Raw genomic sequence first — 23,528 nt, forward strand, 5'->3', positions numbered from 1 at the left:
CGCGATCCTCCCTCTGGCGATCAATAGGTAAGCGTGGCCCTCACGGTGTCCGTGTAGACGCCCGGCACGGGTGTCGTCTGGGCCGGCACCCGCCCATAAACGGTAAATGTCTGTGCCCCGCCCGTTCCCGTTCCCGTCTGCCTGTCCGTGCCGATGGTATTTCCCCACAGCTGCGTGTGCCCGGAATCCCGGTAAAGCGAATAGGAAACGGTTGCGCCGCTCGGGCCGGTCATCAAACGGCTTGCAACCGTCGCGCCGGTTCCCGCGCCGGCGCTCAGCCCCAGCGAGTATGGTGTGCTTGACGTGCATTGAACGACAATCTGGCTGGTGGCATCCACGTTACCCGTGATGAAGCCACTATTGCCGAAATTGAGCAAACCGGCGGAGTTGATCTGGCATGCCGCCTGAATGGTTATCTGTACGGTAAAGTCTGCCGTCGTGGATGTCTGCGCGAGGCTTGACGCTGGCGCGGAGATCAGTGCTGCAAGCAATGCGATATGGCGTGATTTCACGAACCTCATGCTCTCTCCCCATGCTGTCGCACCGTTGAATTCGCTGGCGGTACGCAACAAATTATCACCCGAATAGCGGGTAATAAGAATATGCTAATGTTCGCTTCGATTGAGTTAATAAATCCTTAACGCGGCGGCCTGAAAAACTACCGGGCGAAATGCGATAGGAAGCACAACCTGATGTGGTTTGGCTGAACGTCCAGATAGTTATAAAAACTGTTGTAAATCAAAATCTTGATTGCAGTTTGCCGGCGCAGGCCTTTTGCAAGCGTAAAGCGGGCTGTTTGGGGAGCGGGCCAACCGCTTGGCTACTCCGCGGTGTGTGGAGCAAGTGATTCGGTATCCTGTGCGCAGATGCGCCTGACCACATCGATTGCGATCAGAAGGATGCGGGATGCCATGTTAATCCACCCGCTATCGTGTAAATCAACAATGGCGAGAGAATTGGGCGAAACCAGATATGTCGCCCAGGCATCGGGGGGATGGCGAAGGTGGGCAAGGCTAATTACAGGGACATTGCACGTCTTGCCGGGGTGGGGACCGCAACGGTCGAGCGGGTTCTGAACGGAAGGGGTGGCGTTCGGCCCGAACTGGTCGAGAAAGTCGTCATCGCTGCACGCAACCTTGATTACCCTCGCACGCTGCCGGATGCGCATCGCGGGCTGCTGCGCATAGACGTCTTGATGGTTCGCCCCGAAACGACATTTTATCGGCGGCTTTCCAAAGCCTTTGAGAGGATTGCCCAGACGCTTGATCCTCTCCTTATCGTTCAGCGCAGCTTTGTCGAGGAAATGAAACCCGAGGAGATTGCGAAGCGTATCCTGTCGACGGATGTGGCGCGCGCCGGTCTGATCCTGGCGGTTCCCAGCAGCCCTTTGGTTGGCGCAGCGGTGGAGGCGGTTATGAAGCGTGGTCTTCCGGTCGTCCATGTGGTCACCCGTGCCTCCGAGGATCGGGGAGATTTCGTCGGTATCGACAACTATGCCGCCGGGCGGACGGCGGCACATTTCATCGCCCGGATGAGCCGCAGGCAAGGCCCGATCGTTGCGCTGTGCCATCCCATTTACCAGGTGCACCGCGAACGCATTCGCGGTTTCTCCGATTATTTTCTCGAACACCCTGGCCCTGTCGCCTTTAAATGGCTTGGTTTTACGCGTGACGACGAACTCTACAGCGCAGAATATCTAAGTTCGGCGCTCGAAATCTATCCGGATCTTGTCGGCCTTTATAATGCAGGCGGCGCGAATTCCGCCCTGATCGACGTCCTGCGCCGTCAGCGTCCCGCGCGAGACCTGATGTTCGTCGGGCATGAGTTGACGGACTATACGCGGGCGGCCCTGCGTGATGGCTTCATGGACGTGGTGCTGGATCAGGCGCCCGAGGCGCAGGCCCAGCGCGCGCTTGATCTTGTCCTGCGTCGTCTTGGACTGACCACCATCGAACCGGATTCGGCTCCCATTCGCTTCATCACCATTACCCCCGAAGGGCTTTGATCTGATTTGATCAAACCAAGCTTCGCCGCCCGTCTCGCCTCCTGATAGATTTTTGTCATGGAGGAGGCGGAGTTCCGGGGAAACCCGAACTGATCACCGTGCCGAATGCGCGCTCCTCCCATCGTGACATCACGCGGCCGCAGACAGATGCGATCCGCCGGGAGGAGAGCTATGGACGATCTAAAATATGGAACGCGAAACAAGCGCGGCGACTGGGCTCCCAACGAGCCGATTGAAACGGCGCCGCTTTTTGCCTTTCCGCCAAAGCTGGTTGCTCTGGTGAAATGGCTGCCCCATTATTTTTTCCCATGGAACGCGATCTTTGCGGCGTCTGCCGTCGCCTATTGGGCCTGGGTCATTCCGCCAATGGAGACCATGCAGGTTTTAGGGATCGGCTGGATTGCCTGGCTTTACGCCGTCAACGCGATCTGCGTCCTGCTTTTCTACGGCGCTTTCGAGCTTCACCTCTATGTTCTGAAGCGGCAGGAAAACCGCTTCAAATATAACGGCAAGTTCCCGGCCGATAACAAGAGCAATGCCTTCTGGTTCGAAAGCCAGAACCTCGACAATATTTTGCGCACCTTCCTGTCGGGCGTCACCATCTGGACCGCCATAGAGGTTGTCATGCTGTGGGCCTATGCCAATGGTTATGCGCCGTGGCTGAGCTTTACGGAGAACCCCTGGACACTCGCCGTTGTCGCACTCGTGGTCCCGATCATTCACGAGTTCCATTTCTTCTGCATTCACCGGCTCATTCACACGCCGCTTCTTTATAAATGGGTGCATTCCGTTCACCACAATTCGGTGAATCCGTCGCCGTGGTCGTCCCTGTCGATGCACCCCATCGAGCACCTTCTCTATTTCGGGACGGCCTTTTATCACCTGATCCTGCCGTCAAACCCCATCCTGATGCTGTATCAGCTCCATTATGCGGGTTTCGGCGCCATTCCCGGCCATGTCGGCTTCGACAAGGTGGAGGTCGGGGAGAACGGGCTGGTCGATAGCCATGCCTATGCACATTACCTGCACCACAAATATTTCGAGGTGAATTACGGCGATGCGCTGATCCCGCTCGATCGCTGGTTTGGCACCTGGCACGACGGCTCTGCCGAGAGCGAGGCGCGGATGCAGGAACGTTATCGCAAACGGAAGGAAAAAATCGCAGCCCGCAAGGCACGCAACACAATCGGGGAGGCAGCCGAATGAGCAATCTGTTGACCTGGGTTTCGGCCTGCAAACTTGACGATATCGAACAGGAAGGAGCCATCCGCTTCGATCACGGAGGTCGCACCTACGCGATCTACCGCGGCCCGGACGATAGCGTTTATTGCACCGCCGGCCTTTGCACCCACGAGGCGATCCATCTTGCAGACGGGCTCGTGATGGATTTCGAGGTGGAATGTCCCAAGCATTCCGGCGCCTTCGACTATCGCACCGGCGAGGCCCTCAGGCTTCCCGCCTGCGAAAACCTGAAAACCTATCCGACGGAAGTGGTCGATGGGGAAGTCCGCATAACCATCGGATAGGCGAGATCACGCGGGCGTCTCGTGCCCCGGAATGCGATCGGGCGGCCCGGCGCCTATTGGGAGGATGACATATGAGATCAATCTGTACGGTCGCCGTTCTGGCGGCTCTCATGGCAGGTGGGGCATCGGCCGAAACGATCGGTGTTTCGATGCAAAGCTTCGACAACAACTTTCAGACGCTTCTGCGGGAGGGGCTTAGCGCAAGAGCATCCAAAATGGATGGCGTCAAACTGCAGGTCGAGGATGCGCAGACGGATGTTTCCAAACAGCGCAGCCAGGTGGACAATTTCATCGCTTCCAAGGTGGACGCGATCATCGTGACCTTGACGGATACGTCCGCCGCACCCGGTATAAGCGAAGCAGCGCAGAAGGCCGGCATCCCGCTCGTCTATCTTAATATCGCACCCGAAAATATCGGTCGGCTACCGGAAAAACAGGCCTATGTCGGCTCGAAGGAGACCGATGCGGGAAGGCTCGGAGCCGAGGCGGCCTGTGATCTCTTGAAGCAGAAGAACAAGGCAGGTGATGCGCAGGCCTTTATTTTGATGGGTGATCTGGCGCATCAGGCTTCGCGCGACCGCACCTCGTCGGTTAAGGAAACGCTGGCGGCGGGTGATTGCAAGGGAGCAACCATCGCCGACGAGCAGTCTGCGGCCTGGACGCGAACGAATGCCATGGACCTGACGACAAACTGGATTACCGCCGGACGGCCGATCGATGTGGTTTTCGCCAATAATGATGAAATGGCAATCGGTGCAATCCAGGCCTTTAAGGCGGCGGGCGTGCCGATGGATGATGTGATCGTCGTCGGCATCGATGCCACGCAGGATGCTCTTGCCGCCATGGCGGCGGGCGATCTGGATGTGACCGTGTTCCAGAACGCCGCCGGACAGTCCGCGAGCGCAGTCGACGCCGCCATTGGGCTGGCCCGTGCAAAGAGCGTCGACAAGGAGGTCTGGGTGCCGTTTGAACTGGTGACGCCAGGCAACATGGGTGAGTACAGCCGAAAGAACTGATCCTCCCGGCCGGCGCCTCGATCCCGAGGTGCCGGTCCATCTCAACACGGAGAGAATTATGGACCGTATCGTCATTGTCGGTGCCGGCGAATGCGGCACCCGGGCGGCATTTGTGTTGCGCGAGGCGGGTTACTCCGGTTCCGTCACGCTGGTCGGGGCCGAACCGCATCTGCCCTATGAGCGCCCGCCGCTTTCCAAACCGCTCAACGGTGCGGTGCACATGCAACAGATCTGCGCGCCCGAGGCGTTCGAGGCCGCTCGGATTTGCTATCTGCAGGGCGTCACGGCGCAGCGTATCGACGCAAATATGCGAACCGTAGCGCTAGGCGATGGCCGGGTGCTGGACTATGACAGGCTGCTTCTGGCAACGGGAGCGAGCCCCAGAAAGCTGACATGTCCGGGTGCGGGGCAGGCTCTGGACTTCCGGACCTATGCGGATGCGGCAGCGATATTCTCCCGCGCCGAAGCTGATAGTCGCGTCGCCATTATCGGCGGCGGTCTGATCGGCATGGAGCTTGCGGCAGTGCTGCGCAGCAAGGGTGTCGCCGTCAGCATTGTCGAAGCCGCGCCGAAACCGCTGGGGCGCGCCGTTCCACCACATTTTGCGGCTAAGATACATGCACGGCATATTGACGAAGGGGTGCAGTTTTACCTGGGGCAGGGCGTTGCCGAGATCGCGCCTGACGCCGTTGTGCTCACGGATGGCGGCAGAGTGCCCGCAAATATCGTCGTCTCGGCAATCGGTGTCCTGCCTGAAACAGGATTGGCCGAAACGGCCGGTCTGGCGGTGGGTAACGGCATTCTGACCGACCGCCATCTGCGGACCAGCGATCCGCATATATTCGCGTCGGGCGATTGCGCATCTGTATCCCAGCCCGGTGGGGGCCATATTCGTTTCGAAAGCTGGCGCAATGCCCGCAACCAGGCGGAAACGGCAGCCCGCAACGCTCTCGGCGCTGCCGAGGTTTTTGCCGCTATTCCATGGTTCTGGTCGGATCAATATGATCTCGGCCTGCAGGTTGCCGGGCTGCCGCAGCCGCATCATCACAGTGTCATCCGCCCGCTCGCAGGCGGGGAGCTGGCGTTTTTTCTGGACGATGGACGGCTTGTGGCCGCCGCCGGTCTTGGAACAGGAAACGCGGTTGCAAAAGATATCAAGCTCGCCGAAATGCTGATCGCTGCGGGCATCAGCCCCGATCCATCGGCGCTGGCCGACCCGATGGTAAACCTCAAGGCACTTCTGAAAAGCGCGCGGGCAGCCTGATGCAGAAGCTGCTTGTTTTTCAGTCGCTCTGGGCCATGGAACGTCGTCATACGGATGGCGTGGAACGCAGTCTTGATGAAAATATCGAGATGATCGTGGCGGCCGGCTTTGATGGCGTCAGCACACACTACACCAATCGGGAGGATGTTGTTCGCCTGAACGAGGCGATCCGCGGCACTGGCCTCAAGATCGAGGGGGTGTGCTTTCCGCGCACTGTTGAGGATTTGCGTCTGTCGCTGGACTTGGCGATGGAATTTCCGGTCAGCCATATTGATCTGCAGGCGGATGTCCGCCCGCGCCGGGTCGAGGATTGCCTGCCGCTTCTAGACGGGTGGATGCGGCTGGCCGAAGACGCTGGCGTTGCCGTATTCATCGAGACGCATCGCCACCGCATCACCAGCGACCTGCTGCTGACGCTGGATTTTCTCGACCATCGCCCCGCATTGCCCCTGTTGGCAGACCTGTCGCATTATCTGGTTGCCCGCGAATTCGCTTTCCCGGTCGAGGACGAGAGCCAGGCGCAGATCCGCCGTATCCTTCAAAATGCACAGGCTTTTCATGGCCGTATCGGTTCGTGTGAACAGGTTCAGATCGAGATTTCCTTCCCGAACCATCGCCCCTGGGTCGATCTCTTTCTTGAGTGGTGGGACTATGGTTTCCGGTACTGGCGCTCCCGCGCCGCGCCGGATGCCGAACTGGTCTTCACCTGCGAACTGGGGCCGCAACCCTATGCGATTACGGGGCGGGACGGCAACGATTCGACCGACAGGTGGACGGAGTCCCTGCTGCTTCAGGCGATGGCGCGCGAGCTCTGGGCCGGGATCGCATCTGATCCGGCCGCAGAAAAAAGGTAGCTCCCGGTACTCTCGTTTTATGGCGGCAGATGCGCCATCACGATTGGCGCAAGGTTGCCGCGCATCCTGGAGCCGGCGGCACTGCCGTTTGTCAGCCTGCGAGCATCTCCGTCAGGCAGAGTGTAACCAGCTTGTGGTCTTCGACGTCAGGCAATCCGCTGACACCCACCGATCCGATCAGCGTGCCTCCACGGATGGTGAGCGGAAACGCGCCGCCGCTCGCGACGTAATCGCTCGTCGGCAGGCCAAACCGGGTGTTGAAGTCATACCCCTTCAATTCAGATTCGAGCCGGACCTGAAGCGAGCTGCGATGAAAGCGATGAACGACGGCACATTTGCGCCGTGTCCACCCAAAGTTGTCGATGGTCGCGCCGGGCAGGAGAGTGGCGAAGACCACGTCTGTGCCATGCCGTATCTCAATTGCGACGGGAAGCTCCTGTGATGCCGCGCGCTGTCTTATCAGGCTGCCCAGTTTCCATGCGAAGTCATAATTGAACGTGTTGAGTTGAAGCGCTGCAAGCTCTGCCCGCAGGGCGTCAAGTGAAGGCGTTTCTTTTGTCATTCATTGCTCCGGAATGAGGGTCGATCGCTCATCAGCCTGAGCGCTTGACGGTAAACTACTGTCCATAGTGACTGAAGGGCAAGCATTGTCGCTTGGGCCCGGTCATGCATTGCTGAACATCGCGTTCGCCCGGCATTGCAGGCCTGATAAACATTGCTCCTGTTGGGAAGAAACATTAGCGTATTTTGGAACGTTCCATTTTTCAATCGCATGCCGTCGCAAATTTCGAAGAGTTCACGGAAATTACAAGAATCAAAAATTTCCTATAATGCATTGAAATAAATAAATTATTGGAGGATTTTTATTCTCTGTCCCGTTGTTTTCATTTTTGGTTCGGCAATGTCGCTTGACAAAATTGGAACGTTCCAATTAATTAACCTCGATTTCGAGGAAAGGCATGGGAGGGCTTCAATGACTGGCGGACGGGTAACCGTTATAGATATCGCGCAGGCTGCAGGCGTGTCGAAATCGACCGTCTCGCTGGTGCTGCGGGGGTCTCCGCTCGTCAATGAGGGAACGCGGGCCAAGGTCAATGCGGCAATGCGCGAACTTGGTTATGTCTATAATCGCGGTGCTGCGAACCTGCGCCAGACCAGCGCGAAATCGAAAATCATCGGGGTCGTCGTCAATGATCTGACGAACAGCTTTTTTGCGGAACTTGCCGTCGGCGTTGACACGGTCGTGCAATCGGCCGGCTATGTGCAATTTCTCGCCAATACCAGTGAAAGCATCGATCGGCAGCGCGAGGTGATTTCCTCTATGCGCGAGCATGGCATTTCCGGGCTGATCGTGTCACCCGCCCGTGCGACCGATCCGCTCGACTTCAAGCCGCTGACAGCCGCCGGCATTCCCGTCGTGGTCGTTGTTCGCAGCCTGCCCGGAGCGAAAGTCTCGTCAGTGGCATCGGATAATCAGTCTGGTATGGCGCAGGCGGTGGCTCATCTTGCCTCGCTTGGTCACACCCGCATCGCCTTCATGGGCGGCTTTCCCGATACGGCGGTTTTTCACGAGCGGGTCAGCGGCTTTCGGGATGCCCTGGCTGTCGCCGGTCTGCCTTTTCAGGAGGCGGCCGTTGTTCCCTGCGCGCCCTCGCGTGCCGGCGGCGTCGAGGCGATCGGACGTGTGCTCGAAGCAGGCGATCCGGTCACGGCTGCCGTCTGCTTCAACGACGCCGTGGCTTTTGGTGTCTGCGACGGGCTGCGCGCCCGGCAGATGGAGGCGGGGCGGGATTTCGCGGTTGTCGGCTTTGACGATGTCATTGAAGCCAAGACGACGGTGCCGGCCCTGACCACGATTGCCGTCGATCCCCAGGGGATTGGCAGGCGGGCAGCACAGCTGCTTCTCAAGCAGATCAATTCGGAGAAGGCCGATGCGGAGGCCGTGACAACGGCGGTTCGGCTCGTTGTGCGGGAGAGCTGCGGGGCAGGGCGGAATGAAGTCGGGAGGACATTGGCATGACGGTGCGTTGGGGATTGATCGGTGCAAGCACGATCGCCCGTGAATGGGTGATTAACGCAATTAGAAAAAGCGGCGGTGAGGTTGTTTCCGTTCTGAGTTCCAACCCTGTTCGCGGGGCGGAATATGCGGCGGAAAACGGCATTCCGAATGTTGCCTCGGATCTGGCGTCGCTTCTTGCCGATCCGGCCATCGATGCGGTTTATATTTCGACGACGAATGATCTGCATTGCGAGCAGGCGCTCGCCGCCGCCCGCGCAGGGAAACATATTCTTTGTGAAAAGCCTCTGGCCATGTCGCTCGAAGAGGCGCACGCAATGGCGGAGGCGGCGCGCAAGGCAAATGTCGTTCTGGCGACAAATCATCATCTGCGTAATGCGCCAACCCATCGGGTGATGCGCGATGCGATAGCGGCCGGCAGGATCGGAACACCGCTGAGCGCGCGCGTTTTTCATGCGGTTTACCTGCCCCCGCATCTGCAGGGCTGGCGGCTGGACAAGCCGTCTGCGGGCGGTGGTGTCATCCTCGACATCACCGTGCACGACGTGGACACGCTTCGCTTCGTGCTGGGTGCCGATCCGGTCGAAGTCATCGCATTTTCTCAAGCCGGCGGCATGAGCCGGGAGGGACTTGAAGACGCCGTCATGGGTGTCATTCGTTTCGAAAACGGTCTTATCGCGCAGTTCCACGATGGCTTCACGACCAGATATGCCGAAACCGGTTTCGAGGTTCATGGCACCGAAGGCTCCCTGATCGCCAGAAATGTGATGACCCAGAAGTCGGTCGGCACCGTGGTGCTTCGAACCGAGGCTGGCGAGGAGGAAATCCAGGCGGGTTCCGACAATCTCTATGACGTCGCGCTCAAAGCTTTCCACACGGCCATCACCGGCGGCAAACCTTCCGCGACTGCTGAAGACGGCATCTGGTCGCTGGCGACCGGGCTTGCTGTCGTCGAAGCGTCAAAAAGCGGTGCCGCTGTTCGGGTCAAAACGGGAATCGAGAGCCGGTCATGAAAAAACACATTACTCCAGCCCAGGCAGCGGATCTCATTCCAGATGGCGCAATCGTGTCCGTTTCGTCGTCAAGCGGTCTGGGTTGCCCCGATCTAATGTTGAAGGCGATCGGTGACCGCTTCGATGCGACCGGACATCCAAAGAACATCACGACACTTCATCCGATTGCCGCGGGTGACATGAGCGGTATCAAGGGTGTCGATCACATCGCAAAAAAAGGCCTGTTGAAGCGGATCATCGGTGGTTCATACCCGTCCGGCCCTTCCAGCGCCGAGCCGCCGCTGATCTGGCAGATGGTTACCGGGGATGAAATCCCGGCCTATAATATTCCATCCGGCATCATGTTCGACATGCATCGCGAGGCGGCTGCAAAGCGCCCGGGCGTCTTGACCAAAATCGGCCTCGATACCTTTGTCGATCCGGCCCGTCAGGGCTGTGCGATGAATGCTTCGGCTGCGGCCGAGCCTGTCGTCAAACGGGTGACTTTCGAGGGCGAGGACTGGCTCTATTTCCCCTCGATCATTCCGCAGGTGACGATCATCCGCGCGACGACCGCCGATGAGCGCGGCAACCTCTCCTATGAACATGAGGGCGCTTATCTCGGGGGGCTCGATCAGGCGCTGGCCGCCCGCAACAATGGCGGCATCATCATTGCGCAGGTGAAGCGCATCACCAAGGAAGGCTCGCTCAAGCCGCACGATGTGCGGGTGCCCGGCATGCTGGTGGATTATGTGGTGGTCGATCCCGATCAGAAGCAGACGACGCAGACGGCCTATGATCCGGCGATCTCGGGAGAGGTCTTTCATCCGCTCGATTCATTCGAGGTGCCGGAATTCAACATCCAGAAAGTGATTGCCCGGCGTGTGGCGCAGGAACTTGAGGCTGGAAGCTGCGTCAATCTCGGTTTCGGCATCTCCGCCAATGTGCCGAGAATTCTGCTGGAAGAAGGGCTGCATGGTTCCGTGACCTGGGTGATCGAGCAGGGGGCGGTCGGCGGGGTTCCGCTGCTGGATTTCGCCTTCGGCTGCGCTTCGAATGCCGACGCCTATATGCCGTCGCCCTATCAGTTTACCTATTTCCAGGGCGCGGGCTTTGATGCGTCGCTGCTGTCCTTCCTCGAAATCGGCCGGGACGGCTCCGTCAATGTCTCGAAGCTTTCTTTCCGTCCGCATGTGACCGCCGGCGCGGGCGGCTTCGTCGACATCACGGCGCGGGCGAGAAAAATCGTCTTTTCCGGCATGTTCAATGCGGGGGCAAAGCTGTCGATCAATGATGGCAAGCTGATTGTCGAAAAAGAAGGAAAGCTGAAGAAGCTCGTCAATGAAGTCGAACACGTGACCTTCTCCGGCCGCAGGGCAATCGAACAGGGTCAGGACATCACCTATGTCACCGAACGCTGCGTGATGAAACTGACGCCGCAAGGCATCGTGCTGACGGAGATCGCGCCGGGCATCGATTTGCAGACCCAGATTCTCGACCAGTCCGAATTCGAGCTTATCGTCGCCGACGATCTCAAGGTGATGGACGGCTCGCTTTTTACCGAAGCCAATATCGGACTTGCGCTGCCCAAAAAAAGCGCCCGCGTGCTGGAGGGAACCTTCCATGGCTAACGGCACGGTCCGCGTCGAGGTCAACGGCCACATCGCGATCCTGACGGTATCGCGGCCGGAAAAACGCAATGCGCTCGATCTCAATATGCTTGAGGCGCTGATGGCCTCCGCCGATGAGGTCGAGGCAAACAGTGCGGTCCGTGTGGCGATCCTGACCGGCGAGGGGCAGGGTTTCTCGGCCGGTGGCGACATCAAGGCATGGGGCGGCATGCAGCCCCAGGAATTTGGCCACGGCTGGGTTCGCCATGGTCACCGGGTCTTCGAACGGCTTGCGACCTTGCGGATGCCGTTGATCGCCGCGCTGAACGGCCATGCGCTTGGCGGCGGCCTGGAACTGGCGGGTATCGCCGACATTCGTATTGCCGAGGAGCAGATCAAGATCGGTCTGCCGGAAACCAGCCTCGGCATGGTGCCGGGCTGGTCGGGCACGCAGCGGCTGGTCAGGCGGTTCGGCGCGCAGCCCGTGCGCCGGATGGCGCTCGGCGGTGAGACATTCAGCGCGCAGGAAGCGCTCGCGCTTGGGATTGTCGATGCCGTCACCCCGACTGGCAATGCTCTGACCGCCGCGAAAGATTATGCGCAGCGTGTTGCCGCGCGTGGCCCGGCTGCGTCCGAGATCGTCAAACTGATGATCGCTTCGGCAAGCGGTGAAGACAATGGCACGGCGGTCGAAGCATTGGGTTCCATACTGGCTGCCAAGACCGGCGACCTGAAGGAAGGCGTGGCGGCATTTGGCGCAAAGCGCCCGGCAATATTTAACGGAGAATGGTGATGACGGTTCTGATCAATCCGAAAATGCTGAGCGACCGGACGGCCAGAGATTTCAAGATGTTTATCGATGGCCAATGGGTCGAAGGCAATGCCGATCCGATCGAGCGGATAGCACCCGGCCATGGCTCCGTCGTCAGCCGCTTTCAATACGGAACCAAGGCTGATGCGGAACGGGCGATAGCGGCGGCACGGACCGCTTTTGATACCGGGCCATGGCCGCGCATGACTGCCTCCGAACGCTCGGCAATTCTGTTGAAGGCTGCCGATCTCATTGCCGCACGATCCGAGGAGCTTGCCTATCTCGATGCCATCGAGGCCGGAAAGCCGATTACGCAGGTGCGTGGTGAAATCGCCGGTTCCGTCGATATCTGGCGTTATGCCGCCGCACTTGCCAGAGATCTGCATGGCGAAAGCTATAATACGCTCGGTGACGGCACGCTCGGTGTTGTTCTGCGTGAGGCGATCGGTGTCGTGTCGATCATCACGCCCTGGAATTTCCCTTTCCTGATTGTCGGTCAGAAGTTGCCTTTCGCGCTGGCGGCCGGCTGCACCACGGTTGTAAAGCCCTCGGAACTCAGCTCCGGTTCCACGCTCGTTCTCGGCGAAATCCTGCAGGAAGCCGGCGTGCCGAAGGGTGTCGTCAACATCGTGACCGGAACCGGCGCCGAGGTCGGTTCGATCATGACCTCGCATCCGTCAGTCGATATGGTCTCTTTCACGGGTTCCACGGGCGTCGGCAAGCTGACCATGGTCAATGCCGCGCAGACGCTGAAAAAGGTCTCGCTGGAACTCGGCGGCAAGAACCCGCAGATCGTCTTCCCCGATGCCGATCTCGATGCATTCATCGATGCGGCAGTCTTCGGGGCTTATTTTAACGCCGGCGAGTGCTGCAATGCCGGGTCACGCCTCATTCTTCACAAAAGCATCGCGGCGGACGTGGTCAAGCGCGTCGGCGAGCTTGCCAGCAAGGTAAAGGTGGGCGATCCTCTGGATCCGACGACACAGGTCGGCGCGATCATTACGCTTCAGCATCTTGAAAAAATCTCCGGTTACGTTTCAGATGCGAAAAATAGCGGCGCACAGATCGCTCATGGGGGAGAAAAGCTGGACTTGGGAATGGGTCAGTTCATGGCGCCTACCATTCTATCGGATGTCACGCCGGCCATGGCCGTTGCGCGTGAGGAAGTTTTCGGACCGGTCCTTTCGGTTCTGACATTTGAGACAGCCGCAGAAGCTATCGAGATCGCCAATTCCGTCGATTACGGCCTGTCCGCAGGGGTCTGGAGCCGCGATTTCGATACATGCCTGACGATCGGGCGCCGCGTGCGGGCCGGTACGGTGTGGATGAATACCTTCATGGATGGCGCGAGCGAGCTGCCGTTCGGAGGCTACAAGCAGTCCGGTCTCGGCCGGGAACTCGGTCGCCATGCGGTCGAGGACTATACGGAAACCAAGACCGTGAACATGCATATTGGCGGCCGAACCAGCTGGTGGATGCCGCAGACTGAAAAACCGGCCTAGCCGGTTAGACTGACTGCGTCTGAGGAGGACGGGTGACGGGGCGGGGATCTCCTCGCTTTAATTTGCGACAATGGGAGGAACATATGCGCAAATTTCTGACAACCACTGCATTGGCAGTGTCAATGATGGCCGGCGCTGCACAGGCGGCGGAAAATGTCGAAGTTCTGCATTGGTGGACATCCGGCGGCGAGGCTGCCGCACTCGACGTCCTGAAGAAGGACCTTGAGGCGAAGAACATTACCTGGACCGATATGCCTGTCGCCGGCGGCGGCGGCACGGAAGCCATGACGGTGCTGCGCGCCCGCGTTACCGCCGGTAATGCGCCGACCGCCGTTCAGATGCTCGGTTTCGACATTCAGGACTGGGCGAAAGAAGGGGCTCTCGGCAACCTCGATGAACTGGCCGCCAAAGACGGCTGGGACAGGGTCATTCCGAAAGCCCTGCAGCGCTTCTCGAAATATGACGGCCACTGGATTGCCGCACCTGTGAATGTGCATTCCACCAACTGGATGTGGATCAACAAGGCGGCGCTCGACAAGGCTGGCGGCAAGGAGCCCAAGAACTGGGACGAGCTGGTCGCCATGCTCGACAACTTCAAGGCGCAGGGCATCACCCCGATCGCTGCCGGTGGGCAGCCATGGCAGGACGCAACGATCTTCGACGCGGTCGTGCTTTCGCTCGGCACCGATTTCTACAAGCAGGCATTCATCGACCTCGACCCGGCGGCCCTTGGCGGCGAGAAGATGAAGACCGCTTTCGAGCGCATGACGAAACTTCGCACCTACGTGGATGACAATTTCTCTGGTCGCGACTGGAACCTTGCTTCCGCCATGGTCATCGAAGGCAAGGCCGGCGTCCAGTTCATGGGTGACTGGGCGAAGGGTGAATTCGTCAAGGCCAAGAAGGTGCCGGGCACGGACTTCGTCTGCGTGCGTTATCCTGAAACGCAAGGGGCGGTGACGTTCAACTCCGACCAGTTCGCCATGTTCAAGGTGGCCGCCGACAAGGTGCCGGCGCAGATGGAAATGGCGGCGGCAATCGAAAGCCCGACCTTCCAGTCGGCATTCAATGTCGTCAAGGGTTCGGCTCCGGCCCGGTCCGACGTGTCCAACGAGGCCTTTGATGCCTGCGGCAAGAAGGCGATCGCCGATCTTGCAGAGGCCGACAAGAGCGGCAAGCTCTTCGGCTCGATGGCCCACGGTCACGCCAACCCGGCTGCCGTCAAAAACGCGATCTACGACGTCGTTACCCGTGAGTTCAACGGTGAACTGACGCCGGATGAGGCAATCGTCGAACTGCCTGCTGCCGTCGCAGCCGCAAAGTAAACGCGCAAAAATGCGGTGGGGGCATGCCCCCCGCCGCACCAATGCTCGCATGAAATCGCAGTCGAACCGTCCGGGCGCCTTGCAGGCAGCCTGTCGCCTTCGGCTACCTAAACTCTTTGTTTTGTCGCATTTCCGAACGGAAAACCGGGGTCCACTTTTCCTGGAAATGCTCTCATTGACGGAAACGGCAAGCATCGGGCGCTGTTTCAAGGATCAAGGATATCTGCGCGATGACTGGTCGTAGTCGACTTCAGGAGCTGTTACCGAAGCTTGTTCTGGCTCCAAGCTTCGTCGTCATTATCATTTTCGTCTATGGCTTCATTGCCTATACGGGCTTCCTGTCGTTGACGGACAGTAAGATGCTGCCCTCCTATAATTTCGTCGGGCTGATGAATTACCAGCGGCTCTGGGCGCTACCGCACTGGTGGCGGGCGATCAGCAACCTGGCGATCTTTGCGTCCCTTTACATCATCATCTGCTCGGTTCTCGGCCTGTTTCTGGCGATCCTGCTCGACCAGAAAATCCGCGGCGAAGGCTTTCTGCGACCGATCTATCTTTATCCCATGGCGCTGTCTTTCATCGTTACGGGCACGGCGTGGAAATGGTTTCTGGATCCCGGCATCGGCCTGCAGAACACCATGCATCTATGGGGATGGGAAAGCTTCCAGTTTGCGTGGATCAAGGATCGCAACTACGCCATCTACTGCGTGGTGATCGCCGCCGTCTGGCAGTCGTCGGGCTTTGTCATGGCGATGTTTCTGGCCGGCCTTCGCGGTGTCGACAATGAAATCATCAAGGCGGCGCAGATCGATGGCGCCTCGACCGTCATGACCTATCGCCGCATCATCATTCCACTGATGCGGCCGGTCTTCCTGTCCGCATTCGTCGTTCTCGCGCACCTCGCCATCAAGGCCTACGATCTTGTGGTCGCGTTGACCGGTGGCGGACCGGGACAGGCGACCGAGCTGCCGGCGACATTCATGTATTCCTACACGTTCACGCGCAATTCCATGGGCATCGGTGCATCCTCGGCGATCATCATGCTCATCATGATCTTCTCGATCATCGTCCCCTATCTCTATTCGGAAATTCGCGGAGGGAAACGCTGATGAGCGGCGCTCCAAACCAACAAAATGCAATCAGTCACGGTCATCTGACACGCGCGCTGATCTATCTCGCACTGATATTCTTTGCGCTCTATTACATGCTGCCGCTCTATGTGATGGTGGTGAATTCGCTGAAACCCCTGGACGAAATCCGCCAGGGCGGCATGTTGAACCTGCCGCAGGCGTGGACCGTCGAGCCCTGGCTTTCCGCCTGGTCCACGGCGCAGATCGGTGTCCAGCCGACGGGCCTCAAGCCCTTCTTCATCAATTCGATCCTGATGGTTGTTCCGGCTGTCGCGATTTCCACCATCGTTGGTGCGCTGAACGGTTACGTTCTGACCAAGTGGAGCTTTCGCGGTTCGAACGTCTTCTTCGGGCTGCTTTTGCTGTCATGCTTCATCCCGTTCCAGATCGTGCTGATCCCCATGGCGCGCATCCTCGGCACTTTGGGTCTCGCCGGTTCGATCTGGGGCCTGATCATGGTGCATGTGATCTATGGTCTGGGCTTCACCACGCTCTATTTCCGCAACTACTATGAAGCCTTTCCGACGGAACTCGTCCGGGCGGCCCAGATCGACGGTGCGAGTTTCTTCCAGATTTTCCGCCGCATCCTGCTGCCGTCATCGGGACCGATCATCGTGGTCTCGGTCATCTGGCAATTCACCAATATCTGGAATGACTTCCTGTTCGGCGCCTCGTTTTCGGGTGCGTCTTCGACCCCGATGACGGTGGCGCTCAACAATCTCGTCTCCTCGTCCACGGGAGTGAAGGAATACAATGTCCATTTTGCGGGCGCGATCCTCGCCGCCCTGCCAACCCTCATCGTTTACATCGTCTCCGGCCGCTATTTCGTCCGGGGTCTCATGTCCGGCGCTGTGAAAGGATAAACCATGTCGTTTCTCGAAATCTCGCATCTGCGCAAGTCTTACGGCGCGCTGGAAATTCTAAAGGACATCAATATCGAAATCGAGGAGGGCGGTTTTCTGGTGCTCGTCGGACCTTCCGGCTGCGGCAAGTCCACCCTGCTCAACACCATTGCCGGTCTGGAGCCCATCACATCTGGCACGATCTCGATCAATGGCCGCAACGTCGCCGGTCTGCCGCCCTCCCAGCGCGATATCGCCATGGTGTTTCAGTCCTACGCGCTTTATCCCAACATGACCGTTGCCGGGAACATCGCCTTTGGAATGGAGATCCGCAAGGTTCCGAAGGAAGAGCGCGAGAAGGCGATCAAGCAGGTTGCCGATATTCTCCAGATCGGCCATCTCCTCGACCGCAAGCCGAGCCAGTTGTCAGGCGGCCAACGGCAGCGCGTCGCGATGGGCCGCGCGCTGGTGCGCAATCCACAGGTCTTTCTTTTCGATGAGCCGCTGTCCAACCTTGATGCCAAGCTGCGCGTCGACATGCGCACCGAGATCAAGCGACTGCACCAGCGGATGAAGACCACGATCGTTTATGTGACCCACGACCAGATCGAAGCAATGACGCTGGCGACGAAAATCGCGGTTCTGAAGGACGGCGTTCTGCAGCAATTCGGATCGCCTGCCGAGATTTACAACAATCCGGCCAACATGTTCGTCGCAGATTTCATGGGCTCGCCCGCCATGAACCTTCTGACCGGCACCATCGAACAGGACGCGGCCGGACTTTCCGTTTCCCTTGCGAGACCCGATGGCGCGCCGATGCGCCTTCCCGTCGCTGCCGGCAAGGAGGCGCTCGCGTCCCATGCGGGCAGGCAGGTCATTTTCGGCATCCGTCCCGAGGCTCTGACCGACCCGGAAGGGGCGGACAGGAACGCCCGCACGCTTGCCGAAGGCGAGTGCCACATCGAGGTCGTGGAGCCCGCCGGATCGGATACTTTCGCCGTCACCAAGCTCGGCGGCAAGGAGGTCGTTGCCCGCCTGCGCGCCGATGCCCGCATTCACGCCGGCCAGAACGCTCGCCTTGCCTTCAACCTCGACAAGGCAGTGTTCTTCGATCCGACGAGCCAGGCGCGTATCGCCTGAAGTACCTGGTAACAGCATGATGAAGAGCCCAGACATTATCATTATCGGCTCCGGTATCGGTGGCGCGACGGTTGCCGCAGGTCTTGCGGCGACAGGCGCCGATATCCTGATCCTCGAAGCCGGTGATTATATCGCCGACAGCCCGGTCAATCGCGACCAGCGCGCCATCTTTCAGAAGGGCCATTTTCGCCCCAAGGAGAGCTGGTACGAGGCCAATGGCGCTGCGTTCAATCCCGGCAATTATTACAATGTCGGCGGAAATTCGAAATTCTACGGTGCCGTGCTGTCGCGCTATCGCAAGGAAGATTTCAGCGAAATCAGGCACAGGGAAGGTGTTTCGCCCGCTTGGCCGTTCCCCTATGAGGAATTGGAGCCCTGGTACGGCAAGGCGGAGGCGATGTATCAGGTTCGCGGTGCGTTGGGGGAGGACCCTACGGAACCGGAGCATTCCACGGCATATTCATTCTCGGCCGTTGCGGACGAGCCACCGGTGGCTGATGTCCGTGCACGCCTGAAAGCGAAAGGCCTGCATCCTTTCTCGCTGCCTCTGGCCGTCGATATTGAAAAATGGCTCTCGAAAGGCCGAACCCCATGGGATGCCCATCCGAATTCCCGGGATGGCAAGATGGATGCGGAAACTGCGGCGCTCCTCAAGGCCCTCGAATATCCGAACGTCAGAATCGAAACCTCCGCCAGGGTAACCAGACTTGAGGCGGGACAGAGCGGCACCATCGAGCGCGTCCATTATCAGCAGAATGGCGAAAACCGCTCGGTCACGGCAAAACTGGTAATCCTGTCTGCGGGGGCCGTACAGTCAGCAGCGCTGCTGCTGCGCTCGGCGGATGAGCGACATCCGAACGGTCTGGCGAATTCGTCCGATCAGGTCGGGCGAAACTTCATGAACCACAATTCCTCGGCGGTGATCGCCGTATCGCCGAATTTCCGTAACACGGCCGTTTATCAAAAGACATTCGGTTTCAATGACTTCTATCTGTCTGATGGCGAGGGCGGACCGCCTCTTGGCAATGTTCAGCTGCTCGGCAAGATTTCGCCGGCGATCCTGAAGGGGGCAATGCCCCGCGTGCCGGAATGGCTGCTTCAGCGGCTGACCGCACATGCGATCGATTTCTACGCGATGAGCGAAGATATTCCCCATCCCGACAGCAGGATCATGATCGACGGAAATCGCATCGTCCTCCACTGGCGGCGAACCAACTGGGACGCTCATCTGGCGCTGGTTGCAAAGCTGAAAGGCATTCTCAAATCTGTCGGTTTTCCGATCGTCCTGTCGAAACCTTTCGACAAGCGTACGCCCTCGCATCAGTGCGGCACGATCCGCATGGGCAACGACCCGGCGACCGCCCCGCTCGATCCCTTCTGCCGCTCCCATGAGCACCGCAACCTTTTCGTTGTCGACGCCAGCTTTCTGCCGACCTCCGCCGCCGTCAATCCGGCGCTCACCATTGCGAGCCAGGCGCTGAGGGTCGCCCACCATATATCGACGGAGGATCTCGCTCCATGAGGCTGAAGCTCCCGACACCCTCGCATGTCATGACCGCGATGTCGCTTTATGCCGACGGCGGCCATCAGATCCCTCTAGTGTAACAGGATAGTTCGATGCGTTTCGACTATATCATCACCGGTGCCGGCCCCGCTGGATGTGTGCTTGCCAACCGTTTGAGCGAAGACCCCGATGTCAACGTCCTGCTGCTCGAAGCCGGCGGGGGAGACTGGAACCCGCTTTTCCACATGCCGGCCGGTTTTGCCAAGATGACAAAAGGCGTGGCGAGCTGGGGCTGGGAGACGGTGCCGCAAAAGCACATGAAGGGCAGGGTGTTGCGTTACACCCAGGCCAAGGTTCTGGGCGGCGGGTCATCGATCAATGCCCAGCTCTATACGCGCGGCAATGCGGCCGATTATGACACATGGGTTTCCGAGGATGGCTGCGATGGCTGGAGCTATCGCGATATCCTGCCTTATTACAAACGGGCGGAAGACAATCAGCGTTTTGCCGATGACTATCATTCCTATGGTGGGCCGCTTGGGGTCTCCATGCCGGTTTCGGCGCTACCCATCTGCGATGCCTATATCAGGGCCGGCCAGGAACTGGGCATTCCCTATAATCACGATTTCAACGGACGGCAGCAGGCCGGCGTCGGCTTCTATCAGCTCACCCAGCGCAATCGCCGCCGGTCGTCGGCATCACTCGCCTATCTCAACCCGATCCGGCATCGCAAGAACCTGACGATCAAACTTGGCGCCCGCGTTTCCCGCATCGTGCTGGAAGGAAAACGCGCCACGGGCGTTGAGGTGGTGGGAAAATCCGGCTTGGAGATCATCCACGCCGAACGGGAAGTCCTCGTCTCTTCCGGCGCCATCGGTTCGCCCAAGCTTCTGCAGCAATCGGGTATTGGCCCGGCGGATCATCTGACATCCGTGGGCGTAAAGGTGCTGCATGACCTGCCCGGCGTCGGTTCGAACCTTCAGGATCATCTCGATCTTTTCGTGATTGCCGAGTGCACCGGCGACCATACCTATGACGGCGTCGCCAAGCTTCATCGGACGATATGGGCGGGGCTTGAATATGTTCTGTTCCGTACCGGCCCGGTCGCCTCCTCGCTGTTTGAAACGGGCGGTTTCTGGTATGCGGACCCGGATGCGCGCTCGCCGGATATCCAGTTCCATCTGGGGTTGGGGTCGGGTATCGAGGCGGGTGTGGAGCGGCTGAAAAATGCCGGTGTTACGCTGAACTCCGCCTATCTTCACCCCAGATCGCGCGGAACCGTGCGGCTTTCATCCTCCGATACAGCCGCCGCGCCGTTGATCGATCCCAATTATTGGTCCGATCCCCATGACCGGAAGATGTCGCTGGAGGGCCTCAAGATTGCCCGCGAGATATTCCAGCAGGCGGCGTTGAAGCCCTATATTCTGGCGGAACGTCTTCCGGGTCCCAAGGTCATGACGGATGATGAGCTTTTCGATTACGGCTGCGCCAATGCCAAGACCGATCACCATCCTGTCGGCACCTGCAAGATGGGCAACGGGCCGGAATCCGTCGTTGGCCTCGATCTCAAGGTGCATGGTCTCGAAGGGCTGCGGGTCTGCGATTCCTCCGTCATGCCGCGCGTTCCCTCATGCAATACCAATGCGCCGACGATCATGGTCGGGGAGAAGGGTGCTGATCTGATAAGAGGACTTGGCCCCCTTGCGCCCGCGATTTTCTCGCATGAACGCAATGAAACGCGTCCAAGGGCGCGCGCGCAGGTTCGGTAGTCATTCCGCGATCGGACGGTCCCGATACGAAGCTGAGACAAAGCCTGAAAGCGAATTTACGAGGAGTACAACGCTCATGGACGCGACCGTCCCGCAGCATATTCTTGACGCGCTCACGGATGTGAACATGCCGCGTTTGCCGAATGCGCCCGGCCCCAGGGAGATGATCGCGCGCGGCGGCATCGATATCCCGGTTCATCGGGCAGGTTGCGTCGTGGTCGGTTCCGGTGCCGCCGGGCTGCGGGCCGCAGTGGAAATGAAGCGGCGCGGCGATGATGTCATCATCCTCAGCCAGAGCGCCTGGGGCGGAACGTCGGCCTGTTCCGGATCGGACAAACAAACCCTCCACACCGCAAACACGGCCGATCAGGGCGACAACTTCAAGGCGATGGCGCACGCCATCCGCAGCGGCGGTGCGATGGATGAGGATACCGCCTATGTCGAGGCGGTCGGCTCGGCGCGCATGATGGCCTCCCTGCAATTCCTCGGACTGCCCCTGCCGCAGGACCCGCTGGGCGGGACGCTGCGATATCAGACCGACCACGACGAAGTCGGCCGGGCGACGAGCTGCGGTCCGCGCACATCGCGGCTGATGGTCAAGGTGCTTGCGGATGAAGCGATCCGTCTCGATATCCCGTTTCACAATCACACGACCGTCGTCAAAATATTGACGGAAGGTTCTGGTGATAAGAGACGGGTCGTCGGCGTCCTCGCCATGCAGCCCCATGAGCGCAGCGACACCAACCCGTTCGGGATCGCCCTCTTCGTGTGTCCGGTGATTGTCCTTGCAGCCGGAGGACCGGGCGAGCTTTATCGCGACAGCGTCTATCCCAATGGCTGTTTCGGTTCGCTGGGGTTGGCGCTGGAGGCTGGTATAGACCTCGTCAACCTCACGGAAAGCCAGTTCGGCATCGGCACGCGGCGGGAGGGATTTCCCTGGAACCTCTCGGGAACCTATGTGCAGGCCATCCCCCACATCTATTCGCTGGATGCCGAGGGCAAGGAGCATCATTTCCTGGCGGGCTATTATCGCACGACGCAGGAAATGGCCTCCAACATTTTCCGGAAGGGCTACCAATGGCCGTTTCATTCGACCCGCATGCTCGATTTCGGCTCGAGCCTGGTCGATCTTGCGATCTTTCGTGAGTCTGCGGCCGGGCGGCGGGTCTTCATGGATTTCAATCGCAATCCGCTGGCGGTTCCCGGCGACCTTCCGTTCAGCCTCGATCGCCTCGCCCCCGATGTCAGCGGCTACATCGAAAATGCCGGTGCGATGAAGGAACAGCCGATCGACCGGCTGCGGCATATGAACCCGCTCGCGATCGAACTCTACCGGCGTTACAAGATCGACATCGCCAGCGAGCCGCTGGAATTCGCGGTGAACAACCAGCACATGAACGGCGGTATCATGGTCGATACCTGGGGGCGGACCAATCTGGCGGGGTGCTATTCCGTGGGCGAGGCGGCCGGTACGCATGGTGTCACGCGGCCGGGTGGGGCGGCTCTGAATGCAGGGCAGGTGTTTGGCACACGCGCAGCCGAGCATATTGGCGCAAGTGGTCGGGCAAGGTCCCCGTCATCGGCAAATATTGACGCGGTGGCCCTCGCAGGCATCAACAATATTCTCGCAATTCTGAAAGAGAACAGTCACCTGTCGGCCAGGGACATCCGCACCGAAATCCAGTCCCGTATGAGCGACAAAGCGGGGATGATATGCGATGCCGCAAGCGTCTCGCAGGCGCTTGCCGAGGCGCGTTTACTCAATGCGACAATCCGTTCGAACGGGATCGCTTACGGACGGGTTGCAGAGGCGGTTCGTGCCGTTCAGTGGCAACAGATGGCAATCGCGTCCGAGGCCGTACTCACGGCCTTGGATCACTTCATTCGCAGCGGCGGCGGCAGCCGAGGCGCTCGCGCGATCTGCGATGCGGACGGTGAACTTGTTCCGGACATTACCGCAGGCCCGTTGCAGGAATTTCGTTTTCGCAGGGAGAAAGACGACCATCGGAGCGAGCAGATCGTTGTCCGGCTTGAAGGTGAGGATATGGCGATATCGACGCGGCCCAACCGCGTATTTGATGAAAGCCGGAAATCCTTCTTTGAACGGGACTGGCCCGCCTGGCTGACCGGGCGCATCTATGATCTCGGCGAAAGAGAAGGATGCGTCGGGGACTGATTTCGTTTTGAATTATGTCCGGGCAAGGCCCATTCATGCCTTTGA

The 23,528-nt window shown here is 59.4% G+C and carries 20 protein-coding genes; 18 read left to right on the forward strand and 2 right to left on the reverse strand.

Translation table 11 applies throughout. The annotated features are described in order from the left end of the window. Positions 1 to 20 precede the first annotated feature (20 nt). A complete protein-coding gene (locus tag AGR13A_RS22215) occupies positions 21 to 521 on the reverse strand; it encodes a Csu type fimbrial protein (protein WP_080839560.1) in 501 nt (166 codons plus the stop codon). 482 nt (positions 522 to 1,003) lie between these two features. Between AGR13A_RS22215 and AGR13A_RS22220 the strand changes: the two genes are divergently transcribed. The 6 genes from AGR13A_RS22220 (at position 1,004) to AGR13A_RS22245 (ending at position 6,665) form a co-directional block, all read left to right on the forward strand. Beyond that, the gene (locus tag AGR13A_RS22220) at positions 1,004 to 2,005 is read left to right on the forward strand and encodes a LacI family DNA-binding transcriptional regulator (protein ID WP_035226032.1); all 1,002 of its coding nucleotides are present in this window, start codon (positions 1,004 to 1,006) and stop codon (positions 2,003 to 2,005) included. Between the two features lie 171 nt (positions 2,006 to 2,176). Continuing rightward, positions 2,177 to 3,211 (forward strand): sterol desaturase family protein, encoded by a 1,035-nt coding sequence (locus AGR13A_RS22225; RefSeq protein ID WP_080839562.1) that lies wholly within the window; start codon positions 2,177 to 2,179, stop codon positions 3,209 to 3,211. An 8-nt stretch (positions 3,212 to 3,219) separates the two neighbouring features. Next, entirely contained in the window at positions 3,220 to 3,531 is a 312-nt protein-coding gene (locus AGR13A_RS22230; protein ID WP_035226029.1) for a MocE family 2Fe-2S type ferredoxin, read from the forward strand. Positions 3,532 to 3,602: 71 nt separating this feature from the next. Further along, a complete protein-coding gene (locus AGR13A_RS22235; protein WP_080839564.1) occupies positions 3,603 to 4,547 on the forward strand; it encodes a substrate-binding domain-containing protein in 945 nt (314 codons plus the stop codon). A 58-nt stretch (positions 4,548 to 4,605) separates the two neighbouring features. Further along, positions 4,606 to 5,811: an NAD(P)/FAD-dependent oxidoreductase gene (locus AGR13A_RS22240; RefSeq protein ID WP_080839566.1), complete on the forward strand. Its 1,206-nt coding sequence runs from the start codon at positions 4,606 to 4,608 to the stop codon at positions 5,809 to 5,811. Further along, positions 5,811 to 6,665, forward strand: coding sequence for a sugar phosphate isomerase/epimerase (locus AGR13A_RS22245; protein WP_139786117.1), 855 nt, complete (start codon positions 5,811 to 5,813; stop codon positions 6,663 to 6,665). The genes AGR13A_RS22240 and AGR13A_RS22245 overlap by 1 nt, the downstream gene beginning before the upstream one ends. 91 nt (positions 6,666 to 6,756) lie before the next feature. Here AGR13A_RS22245 and AGR13A_RS22250 read toward each other — a convergent pair whose 3' ends face one another. Continuing rightward, positions 6,757 to 7,227, reverse strand: coding sequence for a heme-degrading domain-containing protein (locus AGR13A_RS22250; protein WP_080839570.1), 471 nt, complete (start codon positions 7,225 to 7,227; stop codon positions 6,757 to 6,759). A 411-nt stretch (positions 7,228 to 7,638) separates the two neighbouring features. Here AGR13A_RS22250 and AGR13A_RS22255 point away from each other — a divergent pair, with 411 nt between their 5' ends. The 12 genes from AGR13A_RS22255 to AGR13A_RS22310 all read left to right on the forward strand — a co-directional run bounded on the left by AGR13A_RS22255 (position 7,639) and on the right by AGR13A_RS22310 (position 23,483). Beyond that, positions 7,639 to 8,685: a LacI family DNA-binding transcriptional regulator gene (locus tag AGR13A_RS22255; protein WP_035225872.1), complete on the forward strand. Its 1,047-nt coding sequence runs from the start codon at positions 7,639 to 7,641 to the stop codon at positions 8,683 to 8,685. Beyond that, the gene (locus tag AGR13A_RS22260; RefSeq protein WP_035225870.1) at positions 8,682 to 9,695 is read left to right on the forward strand and encodes a Gfo/Idh/MocA family protein; all 1,014 of its coding nucleotides are present in this window, start codon (positions 8,682 to 8,684) and stop codon (positions 9,693 to 9,695) included. The genes AGR13A_RS22255 and AGR13A_RS22260 overlap by 4 nt, the downstream gene beginning before the upstream one ends. Next, positions 9,692 to 11,305 (forward strand): acyl CoA:acetate/3-ketoacid CoA transferase, encoded by a 1,614-nt coding sequence (locus AGR13A_RS22265; RefSeq protein WP_035225867.1) that lies wholly within the window; start codon positions 9,692 to 9,694, stop codon positions 11,303 to 11,305. The genes AGR13A_RS22260 and AGR13A_RS22265 overlap by 4 nt, the downstream gene beginning before the upstream one ends. Beyond that, positions 11,298 to 12,077: an enoyl-CoA hydratase/isomerase family protein gene (locus AGR13A_RS22270; RefSeq protein WP_035225865.1), complete on the forward strand. Its 780-nt coding sequence runs from the start codon at positions 11,298 to 11,300 to the stop codon at positions 12,075 to 12,077. The genes AGR13A_RS22265 and AGR13A_RS22270 overlap by 8 nt, the downstream gene beginning before the upstream one ends. Continuing rightward, complete coding sequence (locus AGR13A_RS22275; protein WP_202903088.1) at positions 12,077 to 13,597, forward strand: aldehyde dehydrogenase family protein; 1,521 nt, start codon at positions 12,077 to 12,079, stop codon at positions 13,595 to 13,597. The genes AGR13A_RS22270 and AGR13A_RS22275 overlap by 1 nt, the downstream gene beginning before the upstream one ends. 83 nt (positions 13,598 to 13,680) lie before the next feature. Beyond that, positions 13,681 to 14,922, forward strand: coding sequence for an ABC transporter substrate-binding protein (locus tag AGR13A_RS22280; RefSeq protein WP_080839572.1), 1,242 nt, complete (start codon positions 13,681 to 13,683; stop codon positions 14,920 to 14,922). 230 nt (positions 14,923 to 15,152) lie between these two features. Further along, the gene (locus AGR13A_RS22285) at positions 15,153 to 16,031 is read left to right on the forward strand and encodes a carbohydrate ABC transporter permease (RefSeq protein WP_035225859.1); all 879 of its coding nucleotides are present in this window, start codon (positions 15,153 to 15,155) and stop codon (positions 16,029 to 16,031) included. Further along, entirely contained in the window at positions 16,031 to 16,915 is an 885-nt protein-coding gene (locus tag AGR13A_RS22290) for a carbohydrate ABC transporter permease (RefSeq protein ID WP_080839575.1), read from the forward strand. The genes AGR13A_RS22285 and AGR13A_RS22290 overlap by 1 nt, the downstream gene beginning before the upstream one ends. A 3-nt stretch (positions 16,916 to 16,918) precedes the next feature. Next, entirely contained in the window at positions 16,919 to 18,034 is a 1,116-nt protein-coding gene (locus AGR13A_RS22295; protein WP_035225853.1) for an ABC transporter ATP-binding protein, read from the forward strand. Between the two features lie 16 nt (positions 18,035 to 18,050). Further along, positions 18,051 to 19,556: an FAD-dependent oxidoreductase gene (locus tag AGR13A_RS22300; protein WP_080839577.1), complete on the forward strand. Its 1,506-nt coding sequence runs from the start codon at positions 18,051 to 18,053 to the stop codon at positions 19,554 to 19,556. Positions 19,557 to 19,651: 95 nt separating this feature from the next. Further along, positions 19,652 to 21,307, forward strand: coding sequence for a GMC family oxidoreductase (locus AGR13A_RS22305; protein WP_080839579.1), 1,656 nt, complete (start codon positions 19,652 to 19,654; stop codon positions 21,305 to 21,307). A 76-nt stretch (positions 21,308 to 21,383) separates the two neighbouring features. After that, positions 21,384 to 23,483 (forward strand): FAD-dependent oxidoreductase, encoded by a 2,100-nt coding sequence (locus tag AGR13A_RS22310; RefSeq protein WP_080839581.1) that lies wholly within the window; start codon positions 21,384 to 21,386, stop codon positions 23,481 to 23,483. Positions 23,484 to 23,528 lie beyond the last annotated feature (45 nt).

It is taken from the genome of Agrobacterium genomosp. 13 str. CFBP 6927 (assembly GCA_900012615.1).
GTDB lineage: Bacteria > Pseudomonadota > Alphaproteobacteria > Rhizobiales > Rhizobiaceae > Agrobacterium.

What these genes read in the sequence shown, in the direction of transcription:
- AGR13A_RS22215 (WP_080839560.1), bottom strand. Translation starts at nt 521, where the DNA reads ATGAGGTTCGTGAAATCACGCCATATCGCATTGCTTGCAGCACTGATC.
- AGR13A_RS22225 (WP_080839562.1), top strand. Translation starts at nt 2,177, where the DNA reads ATGGACGATCTAAAATATGGAACGCGAAACAAGCGCGGCGACTGGGCT.
- AGR13A_RS22235 (WP_080839564.1), top strand. Translation starts at nt 3,603, where the DNA reads ATGAGATCAATCTGTACGGTCGCCGTTCTGGCGGCTCTCATGGCAGGT.
- AGR13A_RS22240 (WP_080839566.1), top strand. Translation starts at nt 4,606, where the DNA reads ATGGACCGTATCGTCATTGTCGGTGCCGGCGAATGCGGCACCCGGGCG.
- AGR13A_RS22245 (WP_139786117.1), top strand. Translation starts at nt 5,811, where the DNA reads ATGCAGAAGCTGCTTGTTTTTCAGTCGCTCTGGGCCATGGAACGTCGT.
- AGR13A_RS22250 (WP_080839570.1), bottom strand. Translation starts at nt 7,227, where the DNA reads ATGACAAAAGAAACGCCTTCACTTGACGCCCTGCGGGCAGAGCTTGCA.
- AGR13A_RS22255 (WP_035225872.1), top strand. Translation starts at nt 7,639, where the DNA reads ATGACTGGCGGACGGGTAACCGTTATAGATATCGCGCAGGCTGCAGGC.
- AGR13A_RS22260 (WP_035225870.1), top strand. Translation starts at nt 8,682, where the DNA reads ATGACGGTGCGTTGGGGATTGATCGGTGCAAGCACGATCGCCCGTGAA.
- AGR13A_RS22265 (WP_035225867.1), top strand. Translation starts at nt 9,692, where the DNA reads ATGAAAAAACACATTACTCCAGCCCAGGCAGCGGATCTCATTCCAGAT.
- AGR13A_RS22270 (WP_035225865.1), top strand. Translation starts at nt 11,298, where the DNA reads ATGGCTAACGGCACGGTCCGCGTCGAGGTCAACGGCCACATCGCGATC.
- AGR13A_RS22275 (WP_202903088.1), top strand. Translation starts at nt 12,077, where the DNA reads ATGACGGTTCTGATCAATCCGAAAATGCTGAGCGACCGGACGGCCAGA.
- AGR13A_RS22280 (WP_080839572.1), top strand. Translation starts at nt 13,681, where the DNA reads ATGCGCAAATTTCTGACAACCACTGCATTGGCAGTGTCAATGATGGCC.
- AGR13A_RS22285 (WP_035225859.1), top strand. Translation starts at nt 15,153, where the DNA reads ATGACTGGTCGTAGTCGACTTCAGGAGCTGTTACCGAAGCTTGTTCTG.
- AGR13A_RS22290 (WP_080839575.1), top strand. Translation starts at nt 16,031, where the DNA reads ATGAGCGGCGCTCCAAACCAACAAAATGCAATCAGTCACGGTCATCTG.
- AGR13A_RS22295 (WP_035225853.1), top strand. Translation starts at nt 16,919, where the DNA reads ATGTCGTTTCTCGAAATCTCGCATCTGCGCAAGTCTTACGGCGCGCTG.
- AGR13A_RS22300 (WP_080839577.1), top strand. Translation starts at nt 18,051, where the DNA reads ATGATGAAGAGCCCAGACATTATCATTATCGGCTCCGGTATCGGTGGC.
- AGR13A_RS22305 (WP_080839579.1), top strand. Translation starts at nt 19,652, where the DNA reads ATGCGTTTCGACTATATCATCACCGGTGCCGGCCCCGCTGGATGTGTG.
- AGR13A_RS22310 (WP_080839581.1), top strand. Translation starts at nt 21,384, where the DNA reads ATGGACGCGACCGTCCCGCAGCATATTCTTGACGCGCTCACGGATGTG.